General features: G+C 54.3%; 22 protein-coding genes and 1 pseudogene. 17 read left to right on the forward strand and 6 right to left on the reverse strand.

What is annotated here, in order from left to right:
- Positions 1-14 precede the first annotated feature (14 nt).
- The 5 genes and pseudogenes from CCASEI_RS03665 (at position 15) to CCASEI_RS03685 (ending at position 7130) form a co-directional block, all read left to right on the forward strand.
- Positions 15-1067, forward strand: a complete 1053-nt coding sequence (locus CCASEI_RS03665) for a bile acid:sodium symporter family protein (protein ID WP_404825286.1) — start codon at positions 15-17, stop codon at positions 1065-1067.
- A gap of 466 nt (positions 1068-1533) precedes the next feature.
- Positions 1534-3188, forward strand: a pseudogene (locus CCASEI_RS03670) (ABC transporter substrate-binding protein).
- 68 nt (positions 3189-3256) lie between these two features.
- Positions 3257-4336: an ABC transporter permease gene (locus CCASEI_RS03675; RefSeq protein ID WP_006821495.1), complete on the forward strand. Its 1080-nt coding sequence runs from the start codon at positions 3257-3259 to the stop codon at positions 4334-4336.
- Positions 4337-4342: 6 nt separating this feature from the next.
- Positions 4343-5347 (forward strand): ABC transporter permease, encoded by a 1005-nt coding sequence (locus CCASEI_RS03680; protein WP_006821496.1) that lies wholly within the window; start codon positions 4343-4345, stop codon positions 5345-5347.
- Entirely contained in the window at positions 5340-7130 is a 1791-nt protein-coding gene (locus tag CCASEI_RS03685) for a dipeptide ABC transporter ATP-binding protein (protein ID WP_006821497.1), read from the forward strand. The genes CCASEI_RS03680 and CCASEI_RS03685 overlap by 8 nt, the downstream gene beginning before the upstream one ends.
- Here CCASEI_RS03685 and CCASEI_RS03690 read toward each other — a convergent pair.
- Together CCASEI_RS03690 and CCASEI_RS03695 are read right to left on the reverse strand one after the other, a co-directional pair.
- A complete protein-coding gene (locus CCASEI_RS03690; RefSeq protein ID WP_006821498.1) occupies positions 7127-8251 on the reverse strand; it encodes an RNase H family protein in 1125 nt (374 codons plus the stop codon). The two genes, CCASEI_RS03685 and CCASEI_RS03690, sit on opposite strands and share 4 nt — an antisense overlap.
- 42 nt (positions 8252-8293) lie before the next feature.
- Complete coding sequence (locus CCASEI_RS03695) at positions 8294-9013, reverse strand: GntR family transcriptional regulator (RefSeq protein ID WP_006821499.1); 720 nt, start codon at positions 9011-9013, stop codon at positions 8294-8296.
- Between the two features lie 371 nt (positions 9014-9384).
- Between CCASEI_RS03695 and pcaH the strand changes: the two genes are divergently transcribed.
- The 11 genes from pcaH to CCASEI_RS03750 all read left to right on the forward strand — a co-directional run bounded on the left by pcaH (position 9385) and on the right by CCASEI_RS03750 (position 19730).
- Positions 9385-10080: a protocatechuate 3,4-dioxygenase subunit beta gene (gene pcaH, locus CCASEI_RS03700; protein WP_006821500.1), complete on the forward strand. Its 696-nt coding sequence runs from the start codon at positions 9385-9387 to the stop codon at positions 10078-10080.
- A gap of 29 nt (positions 10081-10109) precedes the next feature.
- Positions 10110-10799: a protocatechuate 3,4-dioxygenase subunit alpha gene (gene pcaG / locus CCASEI_RS03705; RefSeq protein WP_006821501.1), complete on the forward strand. Its 690-nt coding sequence runs from the start codon at positions 10110-10112 to the stop codon at positions 10797-10799.
- A 29-nt stretch (positions 10800-10828) separates the two neighbouring features.
- Positions 10829-12085, forward strand: a complete 1257-nt coding sequence (locus CCASEI_RS03710) for a lyase family protein (RefSeq protein WP_025387169.1) — start codon at positions 10829-10831, stop codon at positions 12083-12085.
- Complete coding sequence (gene pcaC, locus CCASEI_RS03715; protein WP_006821503.1) at positions 12060-12473, forward strand: 4-carboxymuconolactone decarboxylase; 414 nt, start codon at positions 12060-12062, stop codon at positions 12471-12473. Before CCASEI_RS03710 ends, pcaC begins: the two co-directional genes overlap by 26 nt.
- Positions 12474-12479: 6 nt before the next feature.
- Positions 12480-14342: a sugar phosphate isomerase/epimerase and 4-hydroxyphenylpyruvate domain-containing protein gene (locus CCASEI_RS03720; RefSeq protein WP_006821504.1), complete on the forward strand. Its 1863-nt coding sequence runs from the start codon at positions 12480-12482 to the stop codon at positions 14340-14342.
- Positions 14343-14378: 36 nt separating this feature from the next.
- Complete coding sequence (locus CCASEI_RS03725) at positions 14379-15248, forward strand: shikimate dehydrogenase (protein ID WP_025387170.1); 870 nt, start codon at positions 14379-14381, stop codon at positions 15246-15248.
- A gap of 42 nt (positions 15249-15290) precedes the next feature.
- The gene (locus CCASEI_RS03730) at positions 15291-16079 is read left to right on the forward strand and encodes an IclR family transcriptional regulator (RefSeq protein ID WP_025387171.1); all 789 of its coding nucleotides are present in this window, start codon (positions 15291-15293) and stop codon (positions 16077-16079) included.
- 257 nt (positions 16080-16336) lie between these two features.
- Positions 16337-16654 (forward strand): FAD-binding protein, encoded by a 318-nt coding sequence (locus CCASEI_RS03735; RefSeq protein ID WP_225868437.1) that lies wholly within the window; start codon positions 16337-16339, stop codon positions 16652-16654.
- Positions 16655-16806: 152 nt separating this feature from the next.
- Positions 16807-17409, forward strand: a complete 603-nt coding sequence (locus CCASEI_RS03740; protein WP_006821507.1) for a TRAP transporter small permease — start codon at positions 16807-16809, stop codon at positions 17407-17409.
- On the forward strand, positions 17409-18686 hold the full coding sequence (locus tag CCASEI_RS03745; RefSeq protein WP_025387173.1) for a TRAP transporter large permease: 1278 nt from the start codon (positions 17409-17411) through the stop codon (positions 18684-18686). Before CCASEI_RS03740 ends, CCASEI_RS03745 begins: the two co-directional genes overlap by 1 nt.
- 12 nt (positions 18687-18698) lie before the next feature.
- Entirely contained in the window at positions 18699-19730 is a 1032-nt protein-coding gene (locus CCASEI_RS03750) for a sialic acid TRAP transporter substrate-binding protein SiaP (RefSeq protein WP_006821510.1), read from the forward strand.
- Between the two features lie 11 nt (positions 19731-19741).
- Here the strand turns inward: CCASEI_RS03750 and CCASEI_RS03755 are convergent, their stop codons facing one another.
- A complete protein-coding gene (locus CCASEI_RS03755) occupies positions 19742-20983 on the reverse strand; it encodes an aminotransferase-like domain-containing protein (protein ID WP_006821511.1) in 1242 nt (413 codons plus the stop codon).
- A gap of 476 nt (positions 20984-21459) precedes the next feature.
- On the opposite strand from CCASEI_RS03755, the gene CCASEI_RS03760 reads away from it, so the two are divergent.
- Positions 21460-23298 (forward strand): BCCT family transporter, encoded by a 1839-nt coding sequence (locus CCASEI_RS03760; protein ID WP_025387174.1) that lies wholly within the window; start codon positions 21460-21462, stop codon positions 23296-23298.
- 109 nt (positions 23299-23407) lie between these two features.
- Here CCASEI_RS03760 and CCASEI_RS03765 read toward each other — a convergent pair whose 3' ends face one another.
- From CCASEI_RS03765 to CCASEI_RS03775, 3 genes are read right to left on the reverse strand one after another with little or no spacing between them, the layout of a single operon-like run.
- Positions 23408-24289 (reverse strand): SGNH/GDSL hydrolase family protein, encoded by an 882-nt coding sequence (locus CCASEI_RS03765; protein ID WP_006821513.1) that lies wholly within the window; start codon positions 24287-24289, stop codon positions 23408-23410.
- Between the two features lie 19 nt (positions 24290-24308).
- Entirely contained in the window at positions 24309-24857 is a 549-nt protein-coding gene (locus CCASEI_RS03770) for an OsmC family protein (protein ID WP_006821514.1), read from the reverse strand.
- A gap of 58 nt (positions 24858-24915) precedes the next feature.
- Positions 24916-26913 carry an FAD/NAD(P)-binding protein gene (locus CCASEI_RS03775; protein WP_006821515.1) on the reverse strand — a complete coding sequence of 666 codons (1998 nt, stop codon included), beginning with the start codon at positions 26911-26913 and terminating at the stop codon, positions 24916-24918.
- Between the last annotated feature and the right edge of the window lie 7 nt (positions 26914-26920).

The following is a 26920-nucleotide window of genomic DNA, read 5'->3' on the forward strand; positions in this document are numbered from 1 at the left end:
TGGGAGCATGCACAATGTCTAACAAGACGTCTAAAAAGGGCGATGTTTTACAAGCATCAATGACGAAGAAGGAACGCGCACGCGAGGACCGTTCTGCGGCTATCGCTGTGACCGCGTTCCCGGTATTTATTCTTGTGGGCACCGCGCTGGCCTGGATTTTCCCAGCATCTTTTGTTCCTTTGGGCGACTACATCACCCAATTCTTGATGATCATTATGTTTGGTATGGGCTTGACCCTGACCATTCCGGACTTCAAGGAAATTGCTAAGCGCCCGCTCCCAATCCTGATTGGTGTTTTCGCGCAGTTCGTCATCATGCCGCTGTGTGCGGTCCTGGTGGCAAAGATCCTGGGTCTGAATCCAATGCTGGCTGTTGGTCTGCTCATGCTTGGCTCCGTGCCTGGCGGCACCTCCTCCAATGTGATTACCTACCTCGCCCGCGGCGATGTTGCCCTGTCTGTTGCAATGACCTCGGTGTCCACCTTGGTGTCTCCAATCATGACCCCGATGCTCATGCTGTTGCTCGCGGGTGCGGAAACTGAGGTTTATGGCGCGGGCATGGCCATGACCCTGGTTCAAACCGTTCTGGTTCCCGTAGTTGGCGGCTTGGTCCTGCGCTACCTGCTGGACCGGTGGATCGGCTACATTGCTCCGGTTCTGCCATGGATTTCTATCTTGGGTATCGGCGGCGTGGTCTTCCCAACCGTGGCGAACAACGTTGACCTGCTGGTCCAGATGGGTCTCATTGTGTTTGCTGCAGTGCTGCTGCACAACGTACTCGGATACGCCTTGGGATACTTCACCGGCAAGGTATTGAAAACGCCGGAGTCGTACAACCGCACCATGGCTGTTGAGATTGGTACGCAGTCCGCGGGGCTGGCATCGGGTATGTCTGCGAAGTTCTTCTCCCCAGAAGCAGCGCTTCCTGGCGCCTGTGCAGCCGTGCTTCACAACATCACCGGTGCAATGTTCTCCGCCATTGCTCGACGGCTCCCAACCGAAGAACAGAAAGCACTGGAATCAGAGACATCTGCAAACCCAGCTGAAACCGCACTAGTCAAGGCCTAGCAACAACGCCAGTCTTTCCCTGAGATTGGCAGAGCTTCCCCCTCGAGCTCATGAACATTCCCTGTCACTTACTCATGGTTACTAACGCCTATTAGCGTTGCGCGAAGCATCACGCTTCAAACTCCTGCCAGCCCCGCGACATCAAACAACGATGCCGCGGGGCTGGCTTCGTTGTGCCCAAATCGATTGCGTAATGCAATTTCATTCGCTCACTATTGTTAGCCAAGAAATAGCCCTAATAAGGGGGTGGTCTGGTTCACAATATTTTCAGATAGCTATATGGTTAACTTTGAGCAAACTTCATGTTCATAGGCCTAATTAGCATTTCGAGCAAACAGTAGTTTGCTAATTGAAGTTGTTCGAGCGCAGAATTTCTTAAAAATTCCCGAAATTTTAAGGCATATTAATCCCTACGAGGATCCCCACAAAGATCCTTAATTTGGACCCCTATCAAGGAGAAAACTCAATGACCGCCTCACGCCGACGGGCACGAATTCTTGCCCCAGCTCTTGCGCTAATGACTGGTCTCGCACTTACCGCGTGCGCATCCACCGGTGACGAATCCGGCTCAGATGGTGCAGGTGGCGACTCAAACGGTGAGTCTTCAGGCGACGCCATCGTTGTTGGTACCACCGACAAGATCACCCGCCTTGACCCAGCTGCTTCCTACGACAACGCACCTCCCAGGTAGCCCGTCAGGTTTACGGCTACCTCATGGAATCTGAGCCAGGCTCTGAGGACCCAACTCCAGTTCCATCCCTGGCTGAGTCTGGTGAATTTACCTCACCAAGCGAGTTCACCGTGAAGCTGAAGGAAGGTCTGACCTTCGCCAACGGCAATGAGCTGACTTCTTCTGACGTGAAGTTCTCCTTCGACCGCCAGATTGGCATCAACGATCCGAACGGTCCGGCATCCCTGCTGGGCAACCTGGAATCCGTTGACACCCCAGATGATCTGACAGTGGTGTTCAACCTGAAGCAGGAAAATGACCAGACCTGGGTTGGCGTGCTGAACTCTCCAGTGGGTCCAATTGTTGACGAAGAAGTCTTCTCCGCCGATGAGGTCCTCGACAACCAGGCTGTTGTTGATGCTGAGCCTTTCGCAGGCCAGTACACCATCTCCAACTTCTCTGAGAACGAGCTGATCAGCTACTCCCCAGTGGATACCTACCAGGGCGTTCTGGGTGACGTACAAAATGGTGGCGTTGATGTTCGCTATTACGCTGATGCATCCAACATGAAGCTTGATATTGAGCAGAACAACATCGACGCTGCATACCGCTCACTATCTGCAACTGACATTGAGGACCTGCGCAACGCTGATGGCGTTCAGGTCATCGATGGTCCTGGTGGCGAAATCCGCTACATCGTATTCAACTTCAACACCCAGCCATTCGGCGCTACAACCGAAGACGCTGATGAAGAGAAGGCCAAGGCAGTACGCCAGGCAATCGCAGCATCTATTGACCGCGCCGCAATTGCTAAGGACATCTACCGTGATACCTTCGCACCACTGTACTCTTCCGTTCCAGAATCCATGGTTGGCGCAATCGAGCCAGTTAAGGACCTGTACCTCACTGAAGACGGCGGCCCAGATGTAGACAAGGCAACCCAGATTCTGGAAGACGCTGGCGTGACCGAAACCGTTAACCTGGCGCTGCAGTACAATCCAGACCACTACGGCCCGTCCTCTGGTGATGAGTACGCGATGATCAAGGCGCAGCTGGAAGAAACCGGCTTGTTCACCGTTGACCTGCAGTCCACTGAGTGGGTGCAGTACCAGAAGGACCGCGTCCAGGACGTCTACCCGCTGTACCAGCTGGGTTGGTTCCCAGACTTCTCTGACCCAGACAACTTCCTGACCCCGTTCTTCACCACGGATAACTTCCTGGGCAACCACTTTGATAACGCTGAAGCAGATTCCGTCATCCGCCAGCAGGCAGTGACCGAAGACGAAGCAGAGCGCGAAGAACTGCTGGGCCAGGCACAGGAAATCATGGCTGAAGAGCTGTCCACCATCCCACTTCTGCAGGGACGTCAGTTCGCATTCGCAGCTGAGGGAGTAGAAGGCGTAACCCTCGATGCGTCCTACCTGTTCCGCTACGGCTCATTGTCGAAGTAAGTCTCTCAATTACCTAAGCAGTACTCGGACTTACACTCTCGAATTCGAATCGAAGGAAAAGTAAAGATATGACGACCGCAACCACCCAAGCGGTTGCGGAAGAGCAAGAAACGGATAAGGAGCGTGGCGGCGGCTTTGCGCGCTACATCCTTATCCGTTTCTTGTTGATCTTCCCAACAATTTTCATCCTCGTCACCACGGTGTTCTTCCTCATGCGTTCCACCGGTGACCCCATCACAGCAGCTCTTGGTGGACGCTTGTCCGCAGCAGATCTGGAAGCCCGAATTGCAGAGGCTGGCTATGACCGCCCACTGCTGATTCAGTATTTTGAGTACCTCGGCCAGATTGTTCGCGGTGATTTCGGCACGACGTTTACCGATGGCCGCGAAGTAACAGACATCCTCATCCAATACGGTGCGGCAACTTTTGAACTGGTGCTTTACGCACTGATCGTTGCGCTCATCATCGGTATTCCATTGGGCATGATTGCGGCACGATTCCGTGACCGTTGGCCAGATGGATTCCTGCGTATCTTCGCCATCTTGGCGTATGCCACCCCGGTCTTCTTCGTGGGTCTGCTGCTCAAGCTGATTTTCTCTGTTCAGTTGGGCTGGTTCCCAATTTCAGGACGCGTATCCACATCAGGTGCGAGTACCTTGAACCGGATTACCAATCCAACTCCGTTCTATTTGCTTGATGCCATCAGGCTTGGCGATATCGATTTGATCATCGACTGTCTGCGTCACGCCGCACTTCCAGCGCTCGCCTTGGGCTTGCTCATCGGTGGCGTCTTCCTTCGCCTGGTGCGTACCAACTTGATTGGCACCTTGGAACGTCAGTACATCGAGTCTGCACGTTCACGCGGCGTGAAAGAATCCCGCTTGGTTACTACCCACGCGCTGCGTCCGGCTTTGATTCCAGTTATCACCGTGATGGGTATGCAGATTGCGCTCTCCTTGGGTGGCGCTGTTCTGACTGAGACCACCTTCGAGTGGAATGGCCTGGGCTTCGTCCTGGTGCAGTACATGCAGGCCCGTGACTTCGTCGCAGTGCAAGGCATTGTGATGCTCATGGCTGTCATTGTTGCGGTCACCAACTTCATTGTTGACATCATCGCCGCACTCATCGACCCAAGGGTGAGGTTCTAAAAGAAAATGACTAGTACACAAATCTCTTCCCAACAGGCCCGCTGGAAGCGTCTTCCGATTATCAAAGACGTCATCCGCTCAGCCGGGCTGCAACGTGCCATGCTGATTGCCGGTCTGATTCTGACCATCGGCTTCATCATCACCGCTATTTTTGCCCCGCTTATCGCGCCTTATTCCTGGGCACAAACTTCAGGTGAATTCGGCTCCTTCGGTACCCAGCAGCCGCCATCAGACACCAATATCTGGGGCACCACTGTCTCTGGGTTTGACGTGTTCTCCCGCGTCATTTGGGGAACCCGCACCGCCGTCGCCGTGATTATCGCAGCGGTTGCTGCGTCTATGATTCTGGGCGTTCTTCTTGGTCTTATCTCCGGCTATATCGGTGGCTGGTTGGACCGCGTCATGGTCATGATTGCAGACGCCGTTTATGCCTTCCCATCCCTGCTGCTGGCAATCGTTATGTCTATTGCATTGACCGGCGGTCGCTCGAGTGCCATCGGCGGTATCGCCGCGGCAGCACTGTCCATCACCGTGGTGTTTATCCCGCAGTACTTCCGCGTGGTTCGCGCGGAAACAGTAAGGCTGAAGGCTGAACCGTTTGTGGAATCAGCGCTCGTGGTTGGTGCCTCGCACTGGCGCGTGATGATTGTTCACATCTTCAAAAATGCGACCCGAACCCTGCCGCTGATTTTCACGCTAAATGCTGCGGAAGCAGTGCTCACCTTGGCAGGACTGGGCTTCATCGGCTTCGGTATTGAACCAACATCCGCCGCGGAGTGGGGCTATGACCTCAACCGTTCCATCTCTGACGTGACCTCCGGTATTTGGTGGACAGCCATGTTCCCAGGCTCAGCCATTGTCCTTGCGGTACTGGGCGTGACCTTGGTGGGCGAGTCTCTCAATGACTTGAATGACCCTCGTTTGCGTATTCGCCGTAAGCGGAAGAAGACTCAAGGTTCACGTTTCGACAGCACTGATAATGCCCCGATTAACGAGGTAAAGAATGTCTAATTCAATTCCATCCTCCAATAACCCCACCGGTGATGCTCCAAAGCATGCCTCGGATCAGGTTGCAGCTCAATATCCTGAGAGCGAAGCGAAGCATTCGGCGCTGAACTCTGATGGCAATCGTGTGAGTATCGACAAGCTCAATGTGGGCTTTGATACCGACGGCGGCTTTGTGCACGCTGTGCGTGGTGTCGACCTGGATGTCCGCCAGGGTGAAATTGTTGCCCTGGTCGGTGAGTCCGGATCCGGCAAGACCGTTACTGCCCGTTCCATCCTGGGACTGGTGGGGGACACCGCGCACTCCGAAGGCATTGTGCTGGTGGAAGGGGCTGATGTCTTGACCAAGTCAGGCAGCGACCTACGCAAGATGCGCGGCAGTGATGTGTCCATGGTCTTCCAGGAACCATCCAGTTCCATGAACCCAGTCTTTCCCATCTGGTGGCAGATGGCGGAAGGCTTGCGCGCGCACAATCCGAAGATCAAGAAGAAGGAACTTCGCGAACGCTGCATCCGGGCACTGACTGCCGTTGGTATTCCGGACCCAGAAAAGCGTATTGACCGCTACCCGCATGAATTCTCCGGTGGTCAGAAACAGCGCATCATGATTGCGATGGCACTCGAGCTTGGTGCCAAGACCATTGTTGCCGATGAGCCAACCACCGCCTTGGACGTGACGGTGCAGGCGGAGATTCTGCAGTTGCTGCGCAACCTGCGCGATGAATACGGCACATCCATCGTGATCATCACCCACAACATGGGAGTGGTTGCTGACCTCGCGGACACTGTGGCGGTGATGTACAAAGGTCGCATTATTGAACGCGCACCGGTACGTGAGCTTTTTTCTAACCCACAAGAGGACTACACCAAGAAACTGCTGGGTGCAGTTCCACACTTGGGCGCAAAGTCTTTGACCGCTGATTACACGGCGGAGGATTTCCAGGAACTTGATTCGCGCGAAGTCCTCGTCCAAGCCAAGGGCCTAGAAATTACGTATCCGGGACGCCTGGGTGCACCGTCTTTCAAGGCGGTGAAGGGAATTGATTTCTCCATTCATAAAGGTGAGGTCTTCGGCCTCGTTGGTGAGTCTGGTTCCGGTAAGACGACCATTGGCCGCGCCATGGTGGGCTTGGAAAAGACTACCGGCGGTTCGCTCAACGTGTTGGGCCAGGAAATGCGCGGGGTTAAAGGCAAGCAGATGCGGGAGCTGCGCAAGCGCGTGGGCTTTATCTTCCAGGATCCGGCAACGTCTTTTAACCCGTATTTCACCATCGAGCAATGTATTGCGGAACCGTTGTTGATTAACCGCCCGGATGTCACGGCCGTGCAGCGTCGCGAGAAGGTCAAGGAATTGCTGGAAGCTGTGGAGCTGCCAGAAAATTACGCAGGCCGCTATCCACATGAGCTTTCCGGTGGTCAGCGTCAGCGTGTCTCGCTGGCCCGTGGCCTGGTGCTGAACCCAGAGCTGGTTATCGCAGATGAGCCGACCTCTGCATTGGACGTATCCGTGCAGGCTGTGGTGCTGGAGCTATTCCAGGACCTACAAAAGGAGTTTGGTTTCGCAGCCCTGTTTATCTCCCATGACCTGGCGGTCATTGATATGGTCTCCCACACCGTGGGCGTGCTGTATCACGGTGACCTGGTGGAATATGGGCGCGGTGTGAAAGTCATGCGCGAGCCGGAGGATGATTACACCAAGAAGCTGGTTGCTTCACTGCCGGTTCCTGACCCAGTGGAGCAAAAGAAGCGCCGCGAGCACCTCGCCGCTATTCGCGGGCAGTTGGTTTAAGAATCAGCGCCTTGCACGGCATTAACTTTGGCTTTCTTGATTGCCTTGTTAATGCCGTGTTTGAGCGTTGGGCGGGCTTCTTTAAGTGGGTGCGCGATAGCGCGCAGGCCCATATATGCAATCTGGTCTGCTGCCTGATTAAGCGGGTCACCAGCGTGACCTAATACGCGGCGAATCTTTACGTCGCATTGACCGTTGAGGTCTTTCCACGCTTGGTGGAAACGCGAGCGGGAACCAGGCGTGAGCCCGCGCCAGGTGCGCCCGCGGGGGTTGCGGCGGCGTGAATTGCGCTGGCCTTGGCGTTGCTGCGGGGCAGTGCGCGGCTTTTCGCCGGACAAGATGTAGTCCACAGCTTCCAATGCAGCGACGGAATCGGATTCAATGACTGCCTGCCTTGCACCAACTTTGTGCAAGTACTTCAGCGCCAGGGTGAGCGATTCCAATTCCAACTCATCGGTAGAAGCTTTCGTCTTTGCGGTACGCAGCTGGAAATCACCGTTGTTGGCAACAAAGCACATGGAGCCTTTATATACGGTGTCCGAGGAGGCATCGGTAGCAATGCGCACTAGCTCATCATCCTGTGGACGTGCATTATCCGAGCCAAACTGCGGCCACCAGTGCGCAGGGGTGGTGGGAACCTGCGTGGTCTTGACCGTATCGGGAGCCTCACCAGTTTTCTTAGCCTCCCGCAGGGCAGCGTGGTCATCCTTCTTGCGCTGCATGGATGCGCGTTTGCCGGCGCGGTTCTTTTCCGAAAAGCTGCCGGTGACCAGGTGGCCTTGTTCTTCTAGCGCCAGACGCAGTCCTGCTTGGCGGCGGCCGGTGACAATCCATGCCTTGCCGCGCAGATTCTTCAACGCGTCATTGAGCTCCGCCAGGGTTCGCTCCACAACATCGCCTTTGGTGGTGCGGCCGCGGCGTACAAAACGTGCACGTTTGGAATCCACCGCGATAACCCAGCCTTCAATCTTTTGATTGTGGGCGGACTTCCAGGGCTGATCCCACAAAGCGATGGCGACGTGGATGGGGCGCTGCACCATGTCCTCTGTGACCTGACGCGTTTTATAGGTACGCGATTGCGTACCAAGGAGCGCTTCTAGGTCAAGACGTGGTTCGGGCATACCCACTAGTAAACCGCATCAACGCAGACTAAGCACATCGGGTCAATGCAGAGTTGGTGGTTCAAACGTGATCTCCGCGGCCGGAAAGGAAATATCAATCTCCCTTTGCTTCTCCTTACACTTATGTTTCCGAGCATTTTGCGCTGTGCGAAGCGCACCCAGAATGCGGTAGAGATTGATCATCAAATTGGTGCGCACCAGCTCAGCTGCCTCATAGCGCTGACGCGAGGTCAAGAGTTTGGCAATCTTGGCGTTTTCTTCCACATTCTTAGAATGCAAAGAAGGGTAGGAGGGGAGAACTTGCAACCAGGACAGGCGTATGCGTGCCAAGAGGTTATTCATCTCTTGGTTCAGCGTATGGGAGCCCGCAGCCGTCACCAGGGCGCGGTGAAATTTCTGGTTATTTTCATCTAATGCTTCCAAATCACCAGTCCTTAGGGACACAATAGAATTGTGAGTCACCGAAAGCAGGTAGTAGACATCCAGGGATTCACCCCATAGGGCGCCAGCCGGTTTGATGATCGCGCGGGCACGGTATAAGTCCATGATGTACTCAACATCGGGTGTAGCAATGAAGACTCCACGGTTGGGGATTCTTACCAAAAGTTGCTCGGCGGCGAGGGTGGCAAATGCTTCACGCAAAGTATTACGGGAGACGTCGTATTGTGCAGCAACTTCGACCTCATTGAGCTTGTCCCCTGGTAGATAGCGTGCCTTGCCAATGGCATCCCTTAAATCCTCGGCAATGGTGCTTGCGAGCATAGGTGAAGTTTAGTCTATGGACTTTCCTATTAATGCCGGTGGAACGCCGGAAATGACAAAGTTGTTCAACTTTAGTTAACACTGAAAACCAGGGTCTAAAACGTCTGCGAAAGCGCAATCGACTCCACATCGAATGTCCGCCGACGTGTACTTTTCCACCCCTTGCCAACCACCCTTCCCATTCAATGAAACCTGGAAGTGGCAGGTAGTTGAAGTTTCTCCCAGTAACTCCAGTACGCGTATCGAACATAGGGGGTGGACGCCGAACAAACGGCTAATGTGATGTGCATTAACCCCAGCCATATCGTGATGCCCGTAACCCCATTCGCGCGACGTGGTGAAGGATAGAGAATTCTCGGGAGGATCTTGCGATGTCAGAGCAATTGACTAATGTCGGCGTCGTTGATGTGTGGGCACCACGAGCATTTCCGGAATACCGCACCACCATCAAACGTAACCCAGGCAATGACCTCATCATGGTCAATGAGCGCCTCGGTGAAATCACCGGCCCAGTCTTCGGTGATAAAGACCTCGGTGGCCTGGACAATGACATGACGCTTGTCAACGGCGGCGAAGCTATCGGCCAGCGCATCTTGGTCCACGGTAAGGTCACCGGCTGGGACAACAATCCAGTAGCCAACACCCTGATTGAGGTTTGGCAGGCCAATGCTGCGGGACGCTACCGCCACAAGAATGACTCGTGGCCAGCGCCACTGGACCCACACTTCAACGGTGTGGCGCGTTGCTTGACTGATAAAGACGGCAACTACAGCTTCTACACCATCAAGCCTGGTGCATACCCTTGGGGCAACCACCACAACGCGTGGCGTCCAGCGCACATTCACTTCTCCCTCTACGGCCGTCAGTTCGGTGAGCGTCTGGTTACCCAGATGTACTTCCCGGATGATCCAATGTTCTTCCAGGACCCAATCTTCAACTCGGTACCTCAAGGCGAGCGTGAGCGCATGATTTCCGTATTTGACTATGACCAGACGCGTGAAAACTGGTCCTTGGGCTACAAGTTCGACATTGTCCTGCGCGGCAAGAACTCCACCCCGTTCGAATAAAACATCTGAAGATTTAAAAGGAGCAGAAAATGCGTATTGATAAATCTCCGAATGGGGAGTTTCGTTATGGTGAGCTCGCTGTCGGCGACCAGGATGAGGCCGAGTACGGAATCATGCCGTCGCAGACCGTGGGTCCTTATGTCCACATTGGTCTGATTCGTGAAGGCTCAGAAATTGTTGCGGATGGTGAAGACGCGGTAGAAATCACCGTCACCACCATCGACGGTGATGGCAACCCGATTGCGGACTCCATGATTGAGTTCTGGCAGCCAAATGAGCAGGGTGTATTCAACTCTGATTTGGATCCACGCCGTGAGCAGCCAGCTACTGCAGAAGGCTTCCGCGGTTTGGGCCGTGCCTTCGCCGATGAGACCGGCACTTCCACGCTCAAGACCATTATTCCTGGTCTGTTGGACACCATTGAGGGGTTTGTCCCAGCACAGCAGGTTGAGGCACCACACATCAAGGTTGGAGTCTTCGCTCGCGGCATGCTGGAGCGCCTGTACACCCGCCTGTACTTGCCGGAGTTCGAAGAGGCGAATGCTCAGGATCCGGTATTGCAGCTTGTCGATGAACAAAGGCGCAGCCTCCTTATCGCCGAAAAGACCGATAAGGGCTACCACTTTGATATCTACGTTCAGCACACCGATCCGGAGAAGGAAACCCCATTCTTCGACATCGTTGCTGATTCCGAAGCCGGCGAAGCTGCCGGAAACTAGTGCGAGATTCCAGCATTACTGTAGAGCTTATGACATACCCGTTTTCACGTAGCACTTATTCGGATATTGCCGGTGGCGACACCGCTGTTCATTCTTTCATTGGAGATGAACAGTTCCTGCTGGCGATTGTGGAATTTGAAAAGGCACTTGCTACGGCAGCACATACCAGTGGTTTCATCACGGATGATGAGCATGTAGCTGCGCTTAAAGCGATTGATTCCTATGAATTAGATGTCGCGGAAATTTCGACGCTGTCGGCCGGGGGCGCAAACCCGGCTATCCCGATTGCCAAGCAGCTCAAGGCATTGGCTGGCGAAGTCGGCATAAAAGGTATTCATACTGGTGCCACGAGCCAGGACGCGATCGATACGGCGCTGGTGTTGGTCCTTAAACGCGGTATTGCAGAGCTGCTCGATGGCTGCACGCATATCATGCGTATGCTTGCCGGACTAAGCGAGTTACATGCAGATACTCCGATTGTTGGGCGGACCTTGGGCCAAGCCGCACAATCTATGACTTTCGGACTCATTGCTGCGAACTGGTTGGAAGTACTCGATAACGCATGTCAGGAAGTTGAGCGCGCAAGCACCTTACTTCCTGTTCAATACGGGGGAGCCACTGGCACTTTGTCTGCGACGCATCCGCATGGGTTGGATATCCACGATCAGCTCGCGCAGATGCTGGGGTTGGAATCACACCCACGTGTCTGGCACACCAACCGCGTGCCGTTCGCGCGAGTTGCATCTGCACTCTCCATTGTTGCGGGTGCAATTCGCAAGATAGCTGGAGACATCGTGTTTATGTCCGCATCCGAGGTCGGGGAGTTGCGCGAAGCGACCCCAGGCGGCTCGTCCTCGATGCCGCACAAGGCTAATCCAGCCGCAGCCATTGCTGCTGATGGCTATGCCCGCCGCGCGCCGGGTCTGGCCAACACCATGCTGGAGTCCATGGACTCGCGTTTGCAGCGCGGTGTGGGCAGCTGGCACGCCGAGTGGGCCACCCTGCGGGAGCTCGTTGCAGTCACAGCTTCAGCACAATCGCGGCTGTATGCCAGCCTGATCGGAATTGGCGTTAACAAAGAGGCAATGGAAAACAACCTCATTGACACCGGCACTATCGGTCACACACATGACCTCATCAAAGCCATCATCGATCACGCGGAGTTCATCCACCGGCCGCACTCCGAAGACGGCTGCTCCTACTGTGAACCGTGGCAAGACCCAGTACGCACTCGTAAGAACCCAAGTGAAGGAAGAAACAATGACTCAGCAGAATCCAGCACCTGAATATGACAACGGCCGCAAGGCAGCGCACGAAGTGGGAATGGGCAATCGCCGTGCGGTCTTAGGCGATGCCCACGTTGATGCTTCCGTTGAGAAGATGACCCCGGTGACGGAGAAGTTCCAGGACTTCATCACGCGCACCGCATGGGGCGATATTTGGCAGCGCGAAGGACTTGATCACACCGAACGCCGTCTTCTCACCATCGCTATCTTGACTGCTGTGGGCAATGACGGTGAGCTGAACATGCACATCCGTGCTGCTCTTCGCGCTGGTGTGGATTCTGAAAAGATTGGCGAGGTTCTGCTACACACCGCTATCTACGCTGGTGTTCCGAACTCGAACCACGGCTTCGCGTTGCTGAACGCGGCTGTTAAAGAACTGGAGGACTAGCTCTTCATGCGTTCTTCAATTGCGACTGTTTGTCTATCGGGCACTCTCGCGGAAAAGCTGCGGGCTGCTGCCGATGCCGGCTTTGACGGAGTAGAAATCTTTGAACAAGACTTGATTGTCTCGCCGCATTCACCAGAACAAATTCGTGAACGTGCTGCGGAATTGGGTCTCACACTGGACTTGTTCCAGCCGTTCCGTGACTTGCTGAGCGTGGAAGAAGATATCTTCCGGGATAATCTGCGCCGTCTGGAATCCAAGTTCCAGCTCATGCAGCGTCTTGGCATGGACCAGATTTTGGTGTGCTCTAACGTGGCTACTGCCACTGTGGATGATGATGAAGTCCGCGTGGATCAGCTGCGCCGCGCCGGTGAGTTGGCTGCACGCTATGGCTGCTTCATCTCTTATGAGGCATTGGCTTGGGGCAAGTATGTTAATACTTATCAGCATGCTTATGACCTTGTGGTTAAGGCTGATCATCCGAATGTGGGCACGTGTTTGGATTCTTTCCATATTCTTTCCCGCGGTGATGATCCATCGGGGATTGCGGATATGGATCCGGATAAAATTTTCTTCTTGCAGCTCGCGGACGCTCCGACTATGGAGATGGGAATCTTACCGTGGTCACGCCACCACCGCGTATTCCCGGGCGAGGGTGATTTCGACCTGAAGAACTTCATGGAGCAGGTAGCCAAATCAGGTTATAACGGTCCAGTGTCGTTGGAGATTTTCAATGATGAATTCCGCGAGGCTGAGGTCGGCCGGACCGCGATCGATGGTCTACGCTCGCTGATTTGGTTGGCGGACAAAACTGCAACACGGGTGCCGGACTCACCGTTGGAATTACCGAAGCTGGCTGATGCTCAGTCACCACGGGGCTTTGACTTTGTGGAACTACGCACGGGGCGCCTGGGCGAAGTCACCAAGGCACTGCACCAACTGGGATTCCGTTTGGGTGGCTACCACCAGTCCAAACCAGACTTTCAAGCGTGGGTGCAGGGGGATGTTCGCATCATCGTGGAGGATGAAGGTTCCACCGGTGGCGCAACGGAGCTGACAGGCTTGGGTGTCATCGTGGATGATGCCACTGCTGCGGCAGAGCGTGCCACCGCGTTGAAAGCAACACCAGTTCCACGCATGACCGGGGAAGATGAAGAAGACCTACATCCAGTCTTTACCCCAGATGGATCTGAACTGTACTTTTGTGGACCAGGACAAACTGGCCGGGGAAGCACATGGATACCGGAGTTCGGTTTTGAACCCGATGAAACCAGTAGCTCGGAGACTTCTGACGTATTGATTAATTCTGTTCACCACATTGCTTTGGCGCAGCCACGGCATATGGCTGCGGAAACCCGTTTATTTTACTCTTCGGTTCTGGGATTGGAACCAGCTGTGCCGGAGTTCATTCCGTCGCCAGCAGGTCTGGTGCACAAGCAGGCGATTGAAGGCGAGAATGTTTGCATCACAGTGTCGGCCGCTCCGGAAGGCTCTGAACAGGGTGGTTTCTTTGCTGAGCACTACCCGGAACACATCGCTTTTGGCAGTGATGACGTCTTTGCAGTTGCACAACGCGCGGTGAGGCGTGGATTGAAGATGTTGCCCATTCCAGAGAATTACTATGATGACCTGGCAGCACGCTTCGGACTGGAACCGGGATTCATCACGAAGATTAAAGCACTCAATATTTGCTATGACCGCAGCAGCAATGGCGAATATCTGCACTTTTACACCGCGCCTTTGGGCAATACCTTCTTTGAGGTAGCTGAGGTTCGAGGGGACTACCGCGGTTTCGGCTGGGCAGATGAACCGATTCGCTTGGCCGCGCAATACCGCGCGCTGCGCGATGATGTCCGCGGAATCCCGCGCTAATTATTAAAAATCTTATTATTTAGAGGATCTACAACTATGACAGATAAAACTTTGCTGCTTGGTCTCATTGGTCACGGCATTGCCCAGTCCCGCACCCCGGGTATGCACGAAGCTGAAGGCTTAGCGCAAGGTATTCCTACCGTGTACCGCGTGATCGATACCGCCGAGGAACCAGCGAAGTCCTGGGCACTGAAAGACATCCTGGATGCTGCGCGCACCTTGGGTTTTAACGGTCTCAACATCACCCACCCGCACAAGCAGGAAGTACTTGAGTTCCTTGATGAGGTAGATGAGCGCGCCGCGAAGATCGGCGCGGTCAACACCGTGGTCATCCGTGACGGCAAGTTCTACGGCTACAACACCGATGTCACCGGCTTTGGCCGTGGTTTGGAGCAAGGTCTTCCGGAAGCCAAGCTCGACAACGTTGTCCAGGTTGGCGCCGGTGGTGCTGGTAATGCCGTGGCACAGTCACTGATTGCAGCTGGCGTGAAGAACCTGTTTGTCGCTGACTTGGATCCAAAACGTGCACAAACCCTGGCAGAAACCGTGAAGGCAGCGGCCTCCGAAGACGTTGATTCTTTCACCATTACTGGTGTAGATATGGCCGATGTGGAGGGCTACATCACCAAGGCCGATGGCGTGGTAAATGCAACCCCAGTCGGTATGGAAGCACTTCCAGGTACAGCATTTGATACTTCTATCCTGAAGCCCACCCAGTGGGTCAGCGACGTGATTTACCTACCGTTGGAGACCCAGCTTTTGCGCGAGGCGAAGGCTATTGGCTGCCCAGTCGTCGATGGCTCAGGTATGGCAGTTGGCCAGGCTCTTGATGCTTTCAAGCATTTCACGGGCCGCGAGGCAGATACTGGGCGTCTACGTGAGACCTTCGTTGCGCAAGGTCAGTAGCAGCAAAACTATCACTAAGGGCTTTGTGAGTATAGTAAGCCTATGGCGAATTCAAAGTCTGGGGAAACGGTCCTAGAGCGTTGCGTTCGTGTCCTGGAGGCCTTCGATAAAACTCACTCCACGCTGACTGTGAGTGAGATTTCGCGCCGGGCAGATCTTCCGATGTCCACGGCGCACCGCATGGTGTCAGAGCTGGTAGAGGTGGGGCTGCTCGACCGTACTGAGGATAAGCGGCTGGTTATGGGCAGGCGTGCATGGGAGATGTTTGCGCGTACCAACCCGGTGGAAGAATTGCGCTTTCGAGCGCGTCCCGTGCTGGAGGGAATCCACTCGGCAGTCCAGCAGTTTACGTCCTTGGCGGTGCCGCAGTTTGAAGATAACGAGGTGCTGTTCATTGAGCGGTACACACGTTTCGGAGATGCCAAAATCCGTGCGACTCAAGGCGGGCGCATGGATCTTTTTGATAATTCCAACGGGATCATCTTCCTAGCGTATGCGCCTTTTGACGTTTTAGAGCGAGTCTTTTCCGAACCCATGGTGTCAAAGACCGATGGGAAAACCTATGACTTAGATGTCGTTCAAGACCAGGTCGAGTTCGCACGCCGTAATGGCTACGCGAAAATTACCAATGGCATGGTGCGTGAAAATGTTGCCTATGCGGTGCCATTGATGGGGGCAGATGGCCACCTAGTTGCGGCACTATCAGTGGTGGGTAAGGCCGAAGAGTGCGATGATGACGTTATTTTGACTGTTCTAGCGGCATCCGGAAATCAGCTTTCCCACGGCGATAAGCCTTTAGTTCTGCCGCGAATTCCGCGTCATGGACGCTAAATGGTGCCCGATTATTCCTGGAAACATCGGCAGTTCGTTATATGAACGGCTGTACCCCTGGCGGATCCTTGGTGCTACCCCTAGTCACCCCCACTGCAAACGTGTCATCGCGCGAGCTGCGGGTTTAGGGAAATGACGGTGCGATATCCGAACCAAGAACAATTAACTCCATTGAACGGAAAACGATTCGTCTTGTGTTGCGGCTCTCATTAAATTACTCGTATCGATTCAAATCACATTTAGTAGGGAGAATGGTCGTGACTAAACAACTAGTCGGCGAGACGCCAAACGCACACAGTGAAAACGGACCTTTCTGCGCTGTAAAGGTCCACCCAGGTAGCTTCGGTACCTTTGCGGGTATCGCAGCAAACGGCCAGGGGGAAGTCCTCAACGAGCAAGGTGAGGCAATCACAGGCTTGTACACAGCAGGCAATGACCGAAATTCCATCATGGGCGGTTTCTACCCTGCCGGTGGCGTCAATCTTGGCCCTGCGCTGGGGTTCGGCTACATCATCGGCCGCGAACTTGCAGGCGCTGATGACTATGAAGTCACCGGACAAGAATCTACGCTCTAGAATTCCACCCGAATTTGAGTCCGAGGAAAGCTTAGCCCTGCCGTAGAGTGCATTTATTCGCACAATAGATGCACGAAATAATATTACGGTACGAAAACCAGGGTAAGCGATAAAATTCGTTTCCTCGGCACCCTAAAACAAGGACCACTGACATGACTGAAATGCCAGCGACACCACAATGGATGGGGGCGCCAAGACGTCCGGCACCATTGATCTGGTTATCCAAAATAGAAGAAGTACTTGGTGCTTTGCTAGTTCTTCTCATCTTTGTCCTCTTAACCGTCCAAGTCTTCCAACGCTACCTCCCAGTGGCTACCCAACCTTGGATCGGTGAGATTTCACGCTATGCGCTTATGGCGTTGGGATTTATCCTCGTCGGCTCGCTGATGGGACAGGGCCGTCATCTGAGCATCGAAGCGATCATGAATGTTGGCCAGCCTCGATTCAAGCGCACGGTGGTTGTTATTTCTTCCATCATCAGCGCGGTAATCTGCGCCGTGTTGGCGCAAGACTCCTGGGCCCTGATTTCTTCCGATACTGGACAAACCCTGCAAATTACCGGAATTCCGATGTGGATGCTCTACGTCATTCCTTTTGCAGCATTCGTGTCTGCAACCATCCAAGCGCTGGCGAATATCGTGTGGGCGCCCTTTGAAAACATCTCGACCATCGAAGATGAAGCCCTTCGTGCCGCAGCTGATATCTCAGGCGAGCACACGGGCATTGAGACTGATTCCAAGGAGGCGCGTTCATAATGACTGTCGCAATCATGCTCATTGCCATCGGTATCTTGATGGCCATCCGCGTGCCCGTCGCGCTTTCTATCCTGGGCCCCAGCTTGGTCTACATGCTGGCTACCGGAAACAGCCCGGGCTTTGCCATGCGCATTGCCGCAGACGGTATTGCCAGCTTCCCGCTTCTGGCCGTGCCGCTTTTTATCTTGCTCGGTACCGTTGCTAATTACGCCGGAGTAGCGGACTGTCTCTTCGAATTTGCAGAATCTCTGTTGCACCGCGTGACTGGCAACTTGGGCTACGTCAACGTGTTCGCTTCTGTCGGTTTTGCATGGATGTCCGGATCAGCGCTGGCTGATGCCGCGGCCATGGGCAAAACCTTGGTTCCCGCCATGGAGCGCTCTGGTTTCAAAAAGTCCTTTGCCACTGGTTTGACCGCATCTTCCTCGCTGATTTCACCGGTCATGCCGCCGTCTATCCCGGCAGCTATCTATGCTTCGGTCGCAGCCGTTTCTACCGGTGCGCTCTTCGCCGCCTCTGTGCTACCAGCATTGCTGCTGGCCGGTTCGTTACTGGTGGTGGTGGCGCTTTATGTATCGCGCCACAAAGAAGACCTCGTGGGACCAGCAGAAAATCCACGCCCCATCGGTGAAGCCACCGTTCGCGTGCTCGGTGCATTGCTGACCCCGGTCATCATCCTGGGCGGTATCTTGGGCGGTTTCTTCACCCCAACCGAGGCTGCTGCGCTGGGTGCGCTGTACATCATGATCCTTGGCTTCATCTATCGCAAACTCACCATCAGCTTGCTGTGGAAGGCATTGCGCGAGACCGCAGTGACCACCGCATCCATCATGCTGATCATTGCGGCAGCCACCATCTTGGGCTGGATTCTAGCGCGTGAGGAAGTGCCGCAGGCACTGTCTTCCATGATGACCGGCAACCTGAATTCCCCAGTGACATTCCTGTTTGTCACTGCGGTTCTGCTGCTCGTTCTCGGTGCTTTCATTGACGCTACCGCGCTGCTGTTGATTACCGTGCCAATCCTGTTGCCTGTGGCAACCGAATTTGGTGTGGACCCGATCCACTTCGGGGTAATCACCATCCTGGCACTAATGATGGGGCTTTTGACCCCACCAGTCGGCACGGTGCTTTTCGTTATGAGCTCGGTGCTGCGCATGCCAGCGGGCGAAGTATTCAAGGGAGTACTACCGTTTCTTGTCCCAATCAGCATCGTCTTGTTGCTGCTCATTTTCTTCCCTGGCATCGTCACCGTTGTCCCCAACCTGGTTGGAATGTAAGGAGATATTCGCATGAATCAGAAAACCCCTTCAGCCAAAAGCTGGGGCGCACTCGCAACAGGTGCAGTACTTGTTGCCGGCGCACTCATTGGAACCAACGTTTTGCACGCTCAGGCTGTGCGCGGCTCAGAGCAACTGACGTTTGCTAATAGTTATAACCTAAACCACCACCACAATGCGTGCGGTACCGCGTTGGTACAGCAACAGTTGGTAGCAAGTGATTCGGAGCTGCAGCTCACCATCTTCCCGTCCAGCCAGCTGGGCGGTGACGCGGAGCGCGTTGCGTCCCTACTTGACGGCGATATTGATATTGACCTGCAAGGCTCATCCGCCCTGGCGTCCGTCTATGAGCCTATTGGCGTGATGGACATGGCTTATGTCTTTGACAACCCGGACCACTTGTTTGAGTGGTTTGATTCTGAGGCTTCGCAACCAATCAAGGATGATTTCGAGGAACAGACCGGCGCTAAAATTCTTGGCGTGTGGTACTTGGGCGACAGGACTTTCTCCGCTAATGCGCCGGTGCGCGCGCCGGAAGACCTCGAAGGTTTACGCCTGCGCTACCCAGAAACCCCAGCGCACTTGGCATCTGCGGCCGCAGTCGGAGCAGAGCCCGTGGCTGTTGCCTTCGAAGAGGTTTATCTTTCGTTGCAGCAAGGTCTTGTCGATGGCCAGGAGAACCCGATTTCTTTGACCGCCGAGAATTCACTGGATGAAGTTGTGGACTATGTCAGTCTTTCGCGCCACGCGGTAGGTTCGCAGCTTATCGTGGTTGCTGGTGATACCTGGGAGCGTTTGTCCGAGCAGGAACAGGATGACTTGCAGTCCGCTATTTCGGGCGTGCGTGAGCAAAACCGCCAGTGTGCCGACGAGGATGAGCAGGAAGTCATCACCCGCTGGAAAGATCAGGGCTCTCCCATACTCGTAGAAGATGTGGATCGCGAAGCCTTCATGGAACATGCCCACGCCTACTGGGAAGACAACCTGTCCGAGGGCGAGAAAGAAGTCTATGACTCGATTCGCTCGGTTGCTTCAGGCTCTTAGCGGTAGGGAAGCTACGCAGATTGCTTAAGCTCTAGTGCATTTTGGAGGATCGCGCCCAGGCGGCGCGCTCCTTCGCGCAGCGTTGCCTCATCCACCTGGGAATAAGCCAAGCGAAGGGAATTGCGCCCGCGGCCGTCTAGGAAGAACGCCGTGCCTGGAATATATAGGATTCCTTCATCCATTGCCTCATCCAACAAGGATGGGGTATCGATGTTTTGTGGGACATCGACCCAGATGAAGAATCCTCCTTGTGGCGTGCGCCAGCTACAACCTTCTGGCATGAACTCTTTTAGTGCAGCATCAAGTGCTTGAGCGCGTCCCTTGTACATCTGCACGTTGGAGGCGACTACTGACTGCCAGTCCACTTCGCGTAAATATGCAGCCGCAATGTGTTGGCTGAGTGGCGAAGGACAAATCGCAGATGCCTCTGCCGCAGGCACCAGGCTCGCGTGCACCATTGCCGGGGCATCTGCCCAGCCAATGCGAATGCCGGGGGAGAAAGTCTTTGACAGCGAACCTAGGTAAATGACGTTATCCGGGTCAATCGTACGCAGCGCTGGTGGGGCATCGACACCGAAGTTCACCTGGCCATAAGGATTGTCCTCAATAATGACTATGCCGTGTGCTCGGCATAATGCAGCAACATCGATTCGGCGTTGATGGGACATCATCACACCCGAAGGATTGGCAAAGTTGGAAACCACGTACAGCAGCTTGATATCTGAGCCTGCTTCCTGAGCGCGGGTGATGGCTAAAGAGAGGGCATCAATAGTAATTCCTTCTTCATCGCCCTCTAACTGGTCCACGTGAGCTTCCATGCCGGCGAACACGTTGAGCGCTCCAGAGTAGGTCGGTGCCGCGGCTAGAACTGTGTCCCCGCTGTTGAGAAAGAGCTTGGCAACCAAATCTAAAGACATCTGTGAACCGGAGGTGACAATGATGTCTGCGGCGTTGGTTTCAATGCCTTCCAGCGCCATGACGTTCCTGATTTCTTGCACCAACTCTGGATGGCCCACGGAGGTACCGTATTGGAAAGCGGAAGAACCATGTTGATTCACCACGTCATTGGTGATCCGTGTGATTTCTGGCCACGGTAGGTGCGTGAGCTCTGGGTTGCCGCCGGCCAAGGAGATGACACCCTCATCCATTTCCATTTCGAACACTGCGCGGATTGGTGACGGCGCGAAAAACTGTGCGCGCGTTGCAAAACGTTCATTGAGTGGAAGTGGATTTGTCCGATTCACATTCTTCATCAGGATTTCCTTGTCTAATATTCAGCGAGACCAGGGTATGGTGACGCTGTCGCCGTGGGTATATTGAGCGCCATGTTTTGACGCTTCTCATATTCGATGTTAACCCACGCTGACTAGGGCAATCTCACATTTTGAGATGGCAAAAATTAATCCATATTCGGGAAATGCATAATTTGTTATGAATATGAGTTATTAAGTCTTTTTGCACCCACTTGAGGGTTTCTAAGCTGCGAAATTCACCGTGGTTATACTGCACCTTTGTCAAAACTTAAGGTTAAAATCAGGCTTGTGGGGAAGATGTAAATACGCGCTACATGTAATTCTTTAGATTAAGCAGTTACCCCAATACTGGTGACTCAGGTTACAGAGGGATTGGTATTGAACTAGTGTGGCTTATGTTCTTATCCCTATAAAGGAAAGTTAACAAAGTGACTACCTCTCAACCCCAAACGAATAGAAGTTCTACTGACAAACCTTTGGAGTCGGAGGAGAAGAAAGGCAAGAAGAATTTTCTTGGTCTGAAGACTGATCCTTTTATTTTCCTGGTTTCAGCAGGCTTCGTTGTTATTTTTGTTGCCGTGACTCTGGCTTTCGGCTCACGAGCCAGAGACGTCTACGCGAGTATCTCAGGCTGGCTGATGGAAAACCTGGGCTGGATGTATATCGGCGGCTACTCGCTGATGTTCATCTTCCTTCTCGGCGTTTTTGTATCCAAGTACGGAAATCTGCGTCTTGGTGACGATGATGAGAAGCCTGCGTACTCCGTGCCGGTATGGTTCGCCATGCTGTTTGCGGCAGGTCTTGGCGCGACATTGATGTTTTGGGGTGCTGCTGAGCCACTGCACCACAGCTTTAACCCGCCTCGCGGTGATTTTCTGCCGATGAGCCAAGGAGCCATCGAGCAAGCCTTTGAATTCACCTACTACCACTTTGCGGCGCACATGTGGGTACCGTTTATCGTGCCTGGACTGGCATTGGGCTACTTCATCTACAAGCGTAAGATGCCGGCTCGTTTGTCTTCCGTTTTCTCACCTTTGCTTGGTGGCAACGTTTATAAGTGGCCAGGCAAGCTTATCGATGCTTTGTCGATCATCGGTACAGTATTCGGCCTAGCAGTATCTGTTGGCCTAGGTGTTTTGCAGATCAACGCTGGTATGAACATTATGTGGGATGTTCCGCTGGTCTCCGGCGTGGAACTAGCCATCATCTTGGTCATTACCATTGCGTCATCGATTTCTGTGGCAACCGGTTTGGACAAGGGCATTAAGATTTTGTCCAACATCAACATCGGTGCTGCAATCGTCTTGATGTTCTTCGTCCTCTTGATGGGGCCAACTCTGACGCTGCTGCGCCACACCGTTGAGTCCTTCGGTAATTACGGCAGCTCCCTTCCGAAGATGATGTTCTGGACTGATTCCTTTGCTGAGAACCCTGGATGGTTAGGCAGCTGGACCGTGTTCTACTGGGCATGGACCATTTGCTGGGCACCATTCGTCGGCATGTTCATTGCGCGTATTTCCCGCGGACGCACCGTGCGTGAATTCATCGGCGGTGTGCTGGCTCTGCCAACCATCTTCGTTCTTATCTGGTTCTCCATCTTTGGCCGCGCTGCGGTTGAGATGGAAAAGTCCGACCCAGGTGTTCTCACCACGCCAGTGGTGGAAGAGGGCAACACTCCGGTGGCGCTGTTCGCGCTTCTTGAGCAGTATCCGCTCTATGGCATTACCGGTTCGCTGGCTGTCTTCGTGATTGCGATCTTCTTCGTTACCTCGATTGACTCCGCGGCACTGGTCATGGACTCCTTTGCCTCCGGCGATGAAAATGTTTCTCCTGTCTACTACCGTATTGGTTGGGCATTCGCCGTTGGTGGCGTCACTGCAGCACTGCTATTCATTAATGAATCAGGCATTGAGGCGATTCAGGAAGTGGTCATTATCGTGGCCCTGCCATTTTTCATTATGATGTTCCTATTGATGTACTCGCTGCTGAAGGCAATGGGTGATGACTACTCGGCCGAGCGTCAAGTTGCCTCCCGCCAGTGGGAGCGCACAGACAGTCCGGAGAGACTTGAAGAGCAAGAAGCCAAACCGGCACCTGGTTATGATGAGGATGGCAACCCCATCGACGTACCAGAATTTGAGTATGACGATGATGGCCGATTCCGCATCCCGGGCCACGTGGTGGTCGATGGTGATGTTTACGTTGGCGGCGACGTGGACAATGATTACACGCCAGAGTCTCCGCTGGATAGTGCTGACACTGATGTCAGCTCGCCTGACAAGCCTGACGCAAATGGTCCCGGGGCAAGGAGCTAGTGCTACAAGCTAGATGGGCTCGATCAAACAGATAAGTGCGCACCCACTTCCTTCGCCAAGGAGAGTGGGTGCGCACTTTCATATCTACTGCGGCTCCACTGCGGCTTTATTAAAGCTCTGCTGTGATGGCTTCTGCCATTGCTGCTTGGCCGCGTGCAGTCGGGTGCATTGGATAAGCACCTGTCTCTGCGCCGGTTAGATCCGTCCAGCGTTGTTCTGGTGGGGTGCAGACCGTGTGTTCCTCTGCATTCTCGGGGATGATGAACGGAATCTGCATCTCTGAGGAGACACCTTTGATGCGTCCGTTGATTTCATTGGTCAGGCCTACCGCCCAGCCGCGGTCATCTTCGGAGATAAATGCCGCGTCTTCGCACTGGCCTTCATCCGTAATCAGTGGCATGTACCCGGTGACCATAATGTGTGCTTCAGGAGAACGCTGCTGCACACTGTTGTAGACGCTAAAGAGCATTTCATTGACCGAATTGGTCATCTCGTCACGGTTGAACCGTGACGCACAATCTGATTCTTCGCCGGCAGCTCGAGCCTCCTGGAAGCACCGTGCGATATCGGGGAAACCAATGTCATTGCCGCCGATGGAAATGGTGACAAGGTCAGTGTCCTTAGTTAATGACTCCAGCTGTGCTTCGATCGGGCCCTCGGAACCGGCGCGAGTGCTAAAAATATCCGCGGTTACCGCACTGGAGCAGGTAGCATCTACGAAGTTCTTTACCCCCTCATGCTGCGCTACCAACGATGGATAGTTATCCGCTGAACGGAAGCACTCTGCTGGGCCTGTTGTCTCTGCTGTCCGCGAACCCATGGCAGAATAAGAATCTCCGAGTGCTACGTACTCCTGATACGTTGCTGAATCAGCAGGAGTCTCAGAAGCGGTAGGGGACTGCGAACTTTCCTGGGACTCAGTACTGCATGAAACAAGCGTCCCCGCCGCCAACACTGTGATGGCAGCGGGGACGCTTAGAAACTTCTTCATGTTTGCCCAGCGTAGCGGATTAGACCAGCTTGTGGGTCAGGTTTGCTGGACGAGTGTAGGTGTTGACCACAGGGGACCACTGGATTGCATCATCCACAATCTTCTCTAGGGTTTCACGGTCAGCGTCACCGTCAACGTCCACATTGACCTGAACATCGGAGACACCTGGACGCTTCTCATCATTCAAGTCGCCAACGCCCCACACGGGGGAAACATCGATATTGGACTCAATGTCGATATCAATCTTGGTCAGGGTAACGCCACGGTGGGTAGCAATAGCCTGGATGCCTACGGAGATGCAGGCTGCGAGGCCCGCTTGTGCAATCTCAGTTGGGTTTGGCGCGGAGTCATCACCAAGCAGCGCCGGTGGCTCAGAAACCAGGACTGGCTTCAGATCACGAACTTGAGTGTAATTACGGAAGTGGCCATCAGCCTCGGTGTGAGTCTTGATGACCTTCTTGCCGCCCTCTGGATTGTCAATGTTCTTTTGACGCAGGGACGCAAGCTTGTCCTTGTCGATTGCCTCTAGTGGTTCACCGGCGGTGTGATTTGGGGTCAAATCAGACATTTAAATTCTCCTTCGTTGTTGGAACGATTCCCATGCTAGTCCTAGTTGTCGACTTATGTTAGACAGCTTGGTTCATTCTATTCACACCAAGAGCTATGCCCGCAGCGCTCGTCGCAGCTTTGTCCGCTTCTTGGATAAACCACGAGTCAGTGCCAGGTAGCGGTGGGGAAATGGTGGTATCTGGATACTGCGCGTGCGCTGGGATTCCCACCATGTGCAGGCGCGAATCTTGCTCGCCGTCTTCGCGCAGAACCCGGCGGGTCTGCGGATCCTGGGCAACGGATGCCGTTGGAATCTCCGTGCCGTCTTCCCAAATATCCGTGAATGGAACAACACGTTGTTGGTCCACGAGATTCTTTGTGAAGGCATCGGCAGGCGTCTTGCGAATATCTGGCTTGTGCACCCAAGCATCTAACAAGGTGGTGCCGCGGTAGCGCACACCGCCCGACGACGGCGAGCTCATGGTCCACTCACCAGTACGGCGATCCATGTCCAGCAGCGGATAGCCGCCAATGAACTTCACAATTCCCGCATCCACCAGCGCCATCAGCTGACGGGTGCGGAAGATTGGTGGGCCTGAGCACGCCAGCTGCGCCAACGCGATGGCTTTATCAAACATGTGGTGACGCGACTCCACGGTGTAGCTGCCTTCCGCGCCAAGCACTTGGGATGGCTTGCGGGAAAAGCCCAGCGACCACAAAGCAGCACGAACCGGGCTATCCGGCCCTTGCTCTGCATCCTTGAGGTCTTCTTCCAATCGCTGCATCAGATACGCTGTGAGCTCATCCGAGTTATCGAAGTTGGCTGGCAGCAAATGCATCCAGCGCAACAATGAAAAACGCTTGGTGGTGTACTGCGTGATGACATCATCGAGGGCGGTGATGCCGTTGAAGACAACGCTGGCATCGACCTCTGCGTCATCGATTGCCTGCACGATGGTGTCTAGGTCAGCCTTGAGCGCCTCCGGCTCCACGCGTGCCAACGTCTTCAAATATGCGTGGTAAGCATCGCGTGCAACGGCCGGCCACACTTCCACGTCATAGTCGATGGAACGGCGACCGCTTCGCGATGACAACTCTGCCACGACCTTCTTCAACCGTGGAATCTCCGCTGGCGCCGGCAAGCCGCGATCATCCGACTGCGGCATGAGCGGGTATCCACGGCGCGAGCTCGCGTAATACGTTGGCTCCTTGCCTGTTGGAATATAGCGAACCCCACCGCGGGCACTTGGATCATCCACGAACTTTCCGCCACGCTCTTGCGTGGTCAGAATCAAAATATCAAAAAAGCCCATGCCCAAACCGCGGGAGAGCACCTGCTCATTGTCCTTGATGGAAGCAACATCTTGCTCAATTGGGTTATTGGCGCGAATCCACTTCAGATCAGGGTGCTCATCAAGTGTTTGCTTGATCCATTTTTCCTGCTCTGAATATCCCTGGTTCTGCCAGCCGGTGACCGCGATGGTGACATCTGCGTCGATGCTTTCTCCGTTACTTAAGGAAATGGTGTCAAAACCACCCTTGTCCTCAATACCGGTGGCACGCGCCTTATGGGTCTTTACCGTGACCCACTCCGGAATATCCGCGAGCACCGACTCATAAAACCACACCAGGTAATAGCCATACAGTGCGCGCAAAGGATAAGAAGCAGGCTTAACCTGCTCCAGTTCTTCCTTGCTAAACCGCTTTGCTAATTCATCACCCAACGGGTGCTTTTCAACGTAGGCACGCTTTTCTGCGGAAACCTCATCCTCATAACCCAAGTGCAGACGCACCCACTCGTAAATGGTGGGGCCTTCCACCACCGGCGCATCCACTGTCGCGCCGGGCTCAGAAAACAGCGTCATGCCGTGCGCAAAAGTGTTCATGCACAGCGCCTTGGTTTGCGTAATGTCCCAAACTCGGCCGCCGCCGTGCTGCGCATCATCAATGAGATGCAAAGTCAGATCCTGCGGGGTAGTGGTCTCCGCATTGAGATGCGCAACAAGACGCTCCAGCGTGGAAACCCCACGCGGACCCAGACCGATAATCGCTATGGAAGGCGAAGTATTTGGCATAGTGTGA

The sequence above is a fragment of the Corynebacterium casei LMG S-19264 genome (assembly GCF_000550785.1).
GTDB classification, from domain to species: Bacteria; Actinomycetota; Actinomycetes; order Mycobacteriales; family Mycobacteriaceae; genus Corynebacterium; species Corynebacterium casei.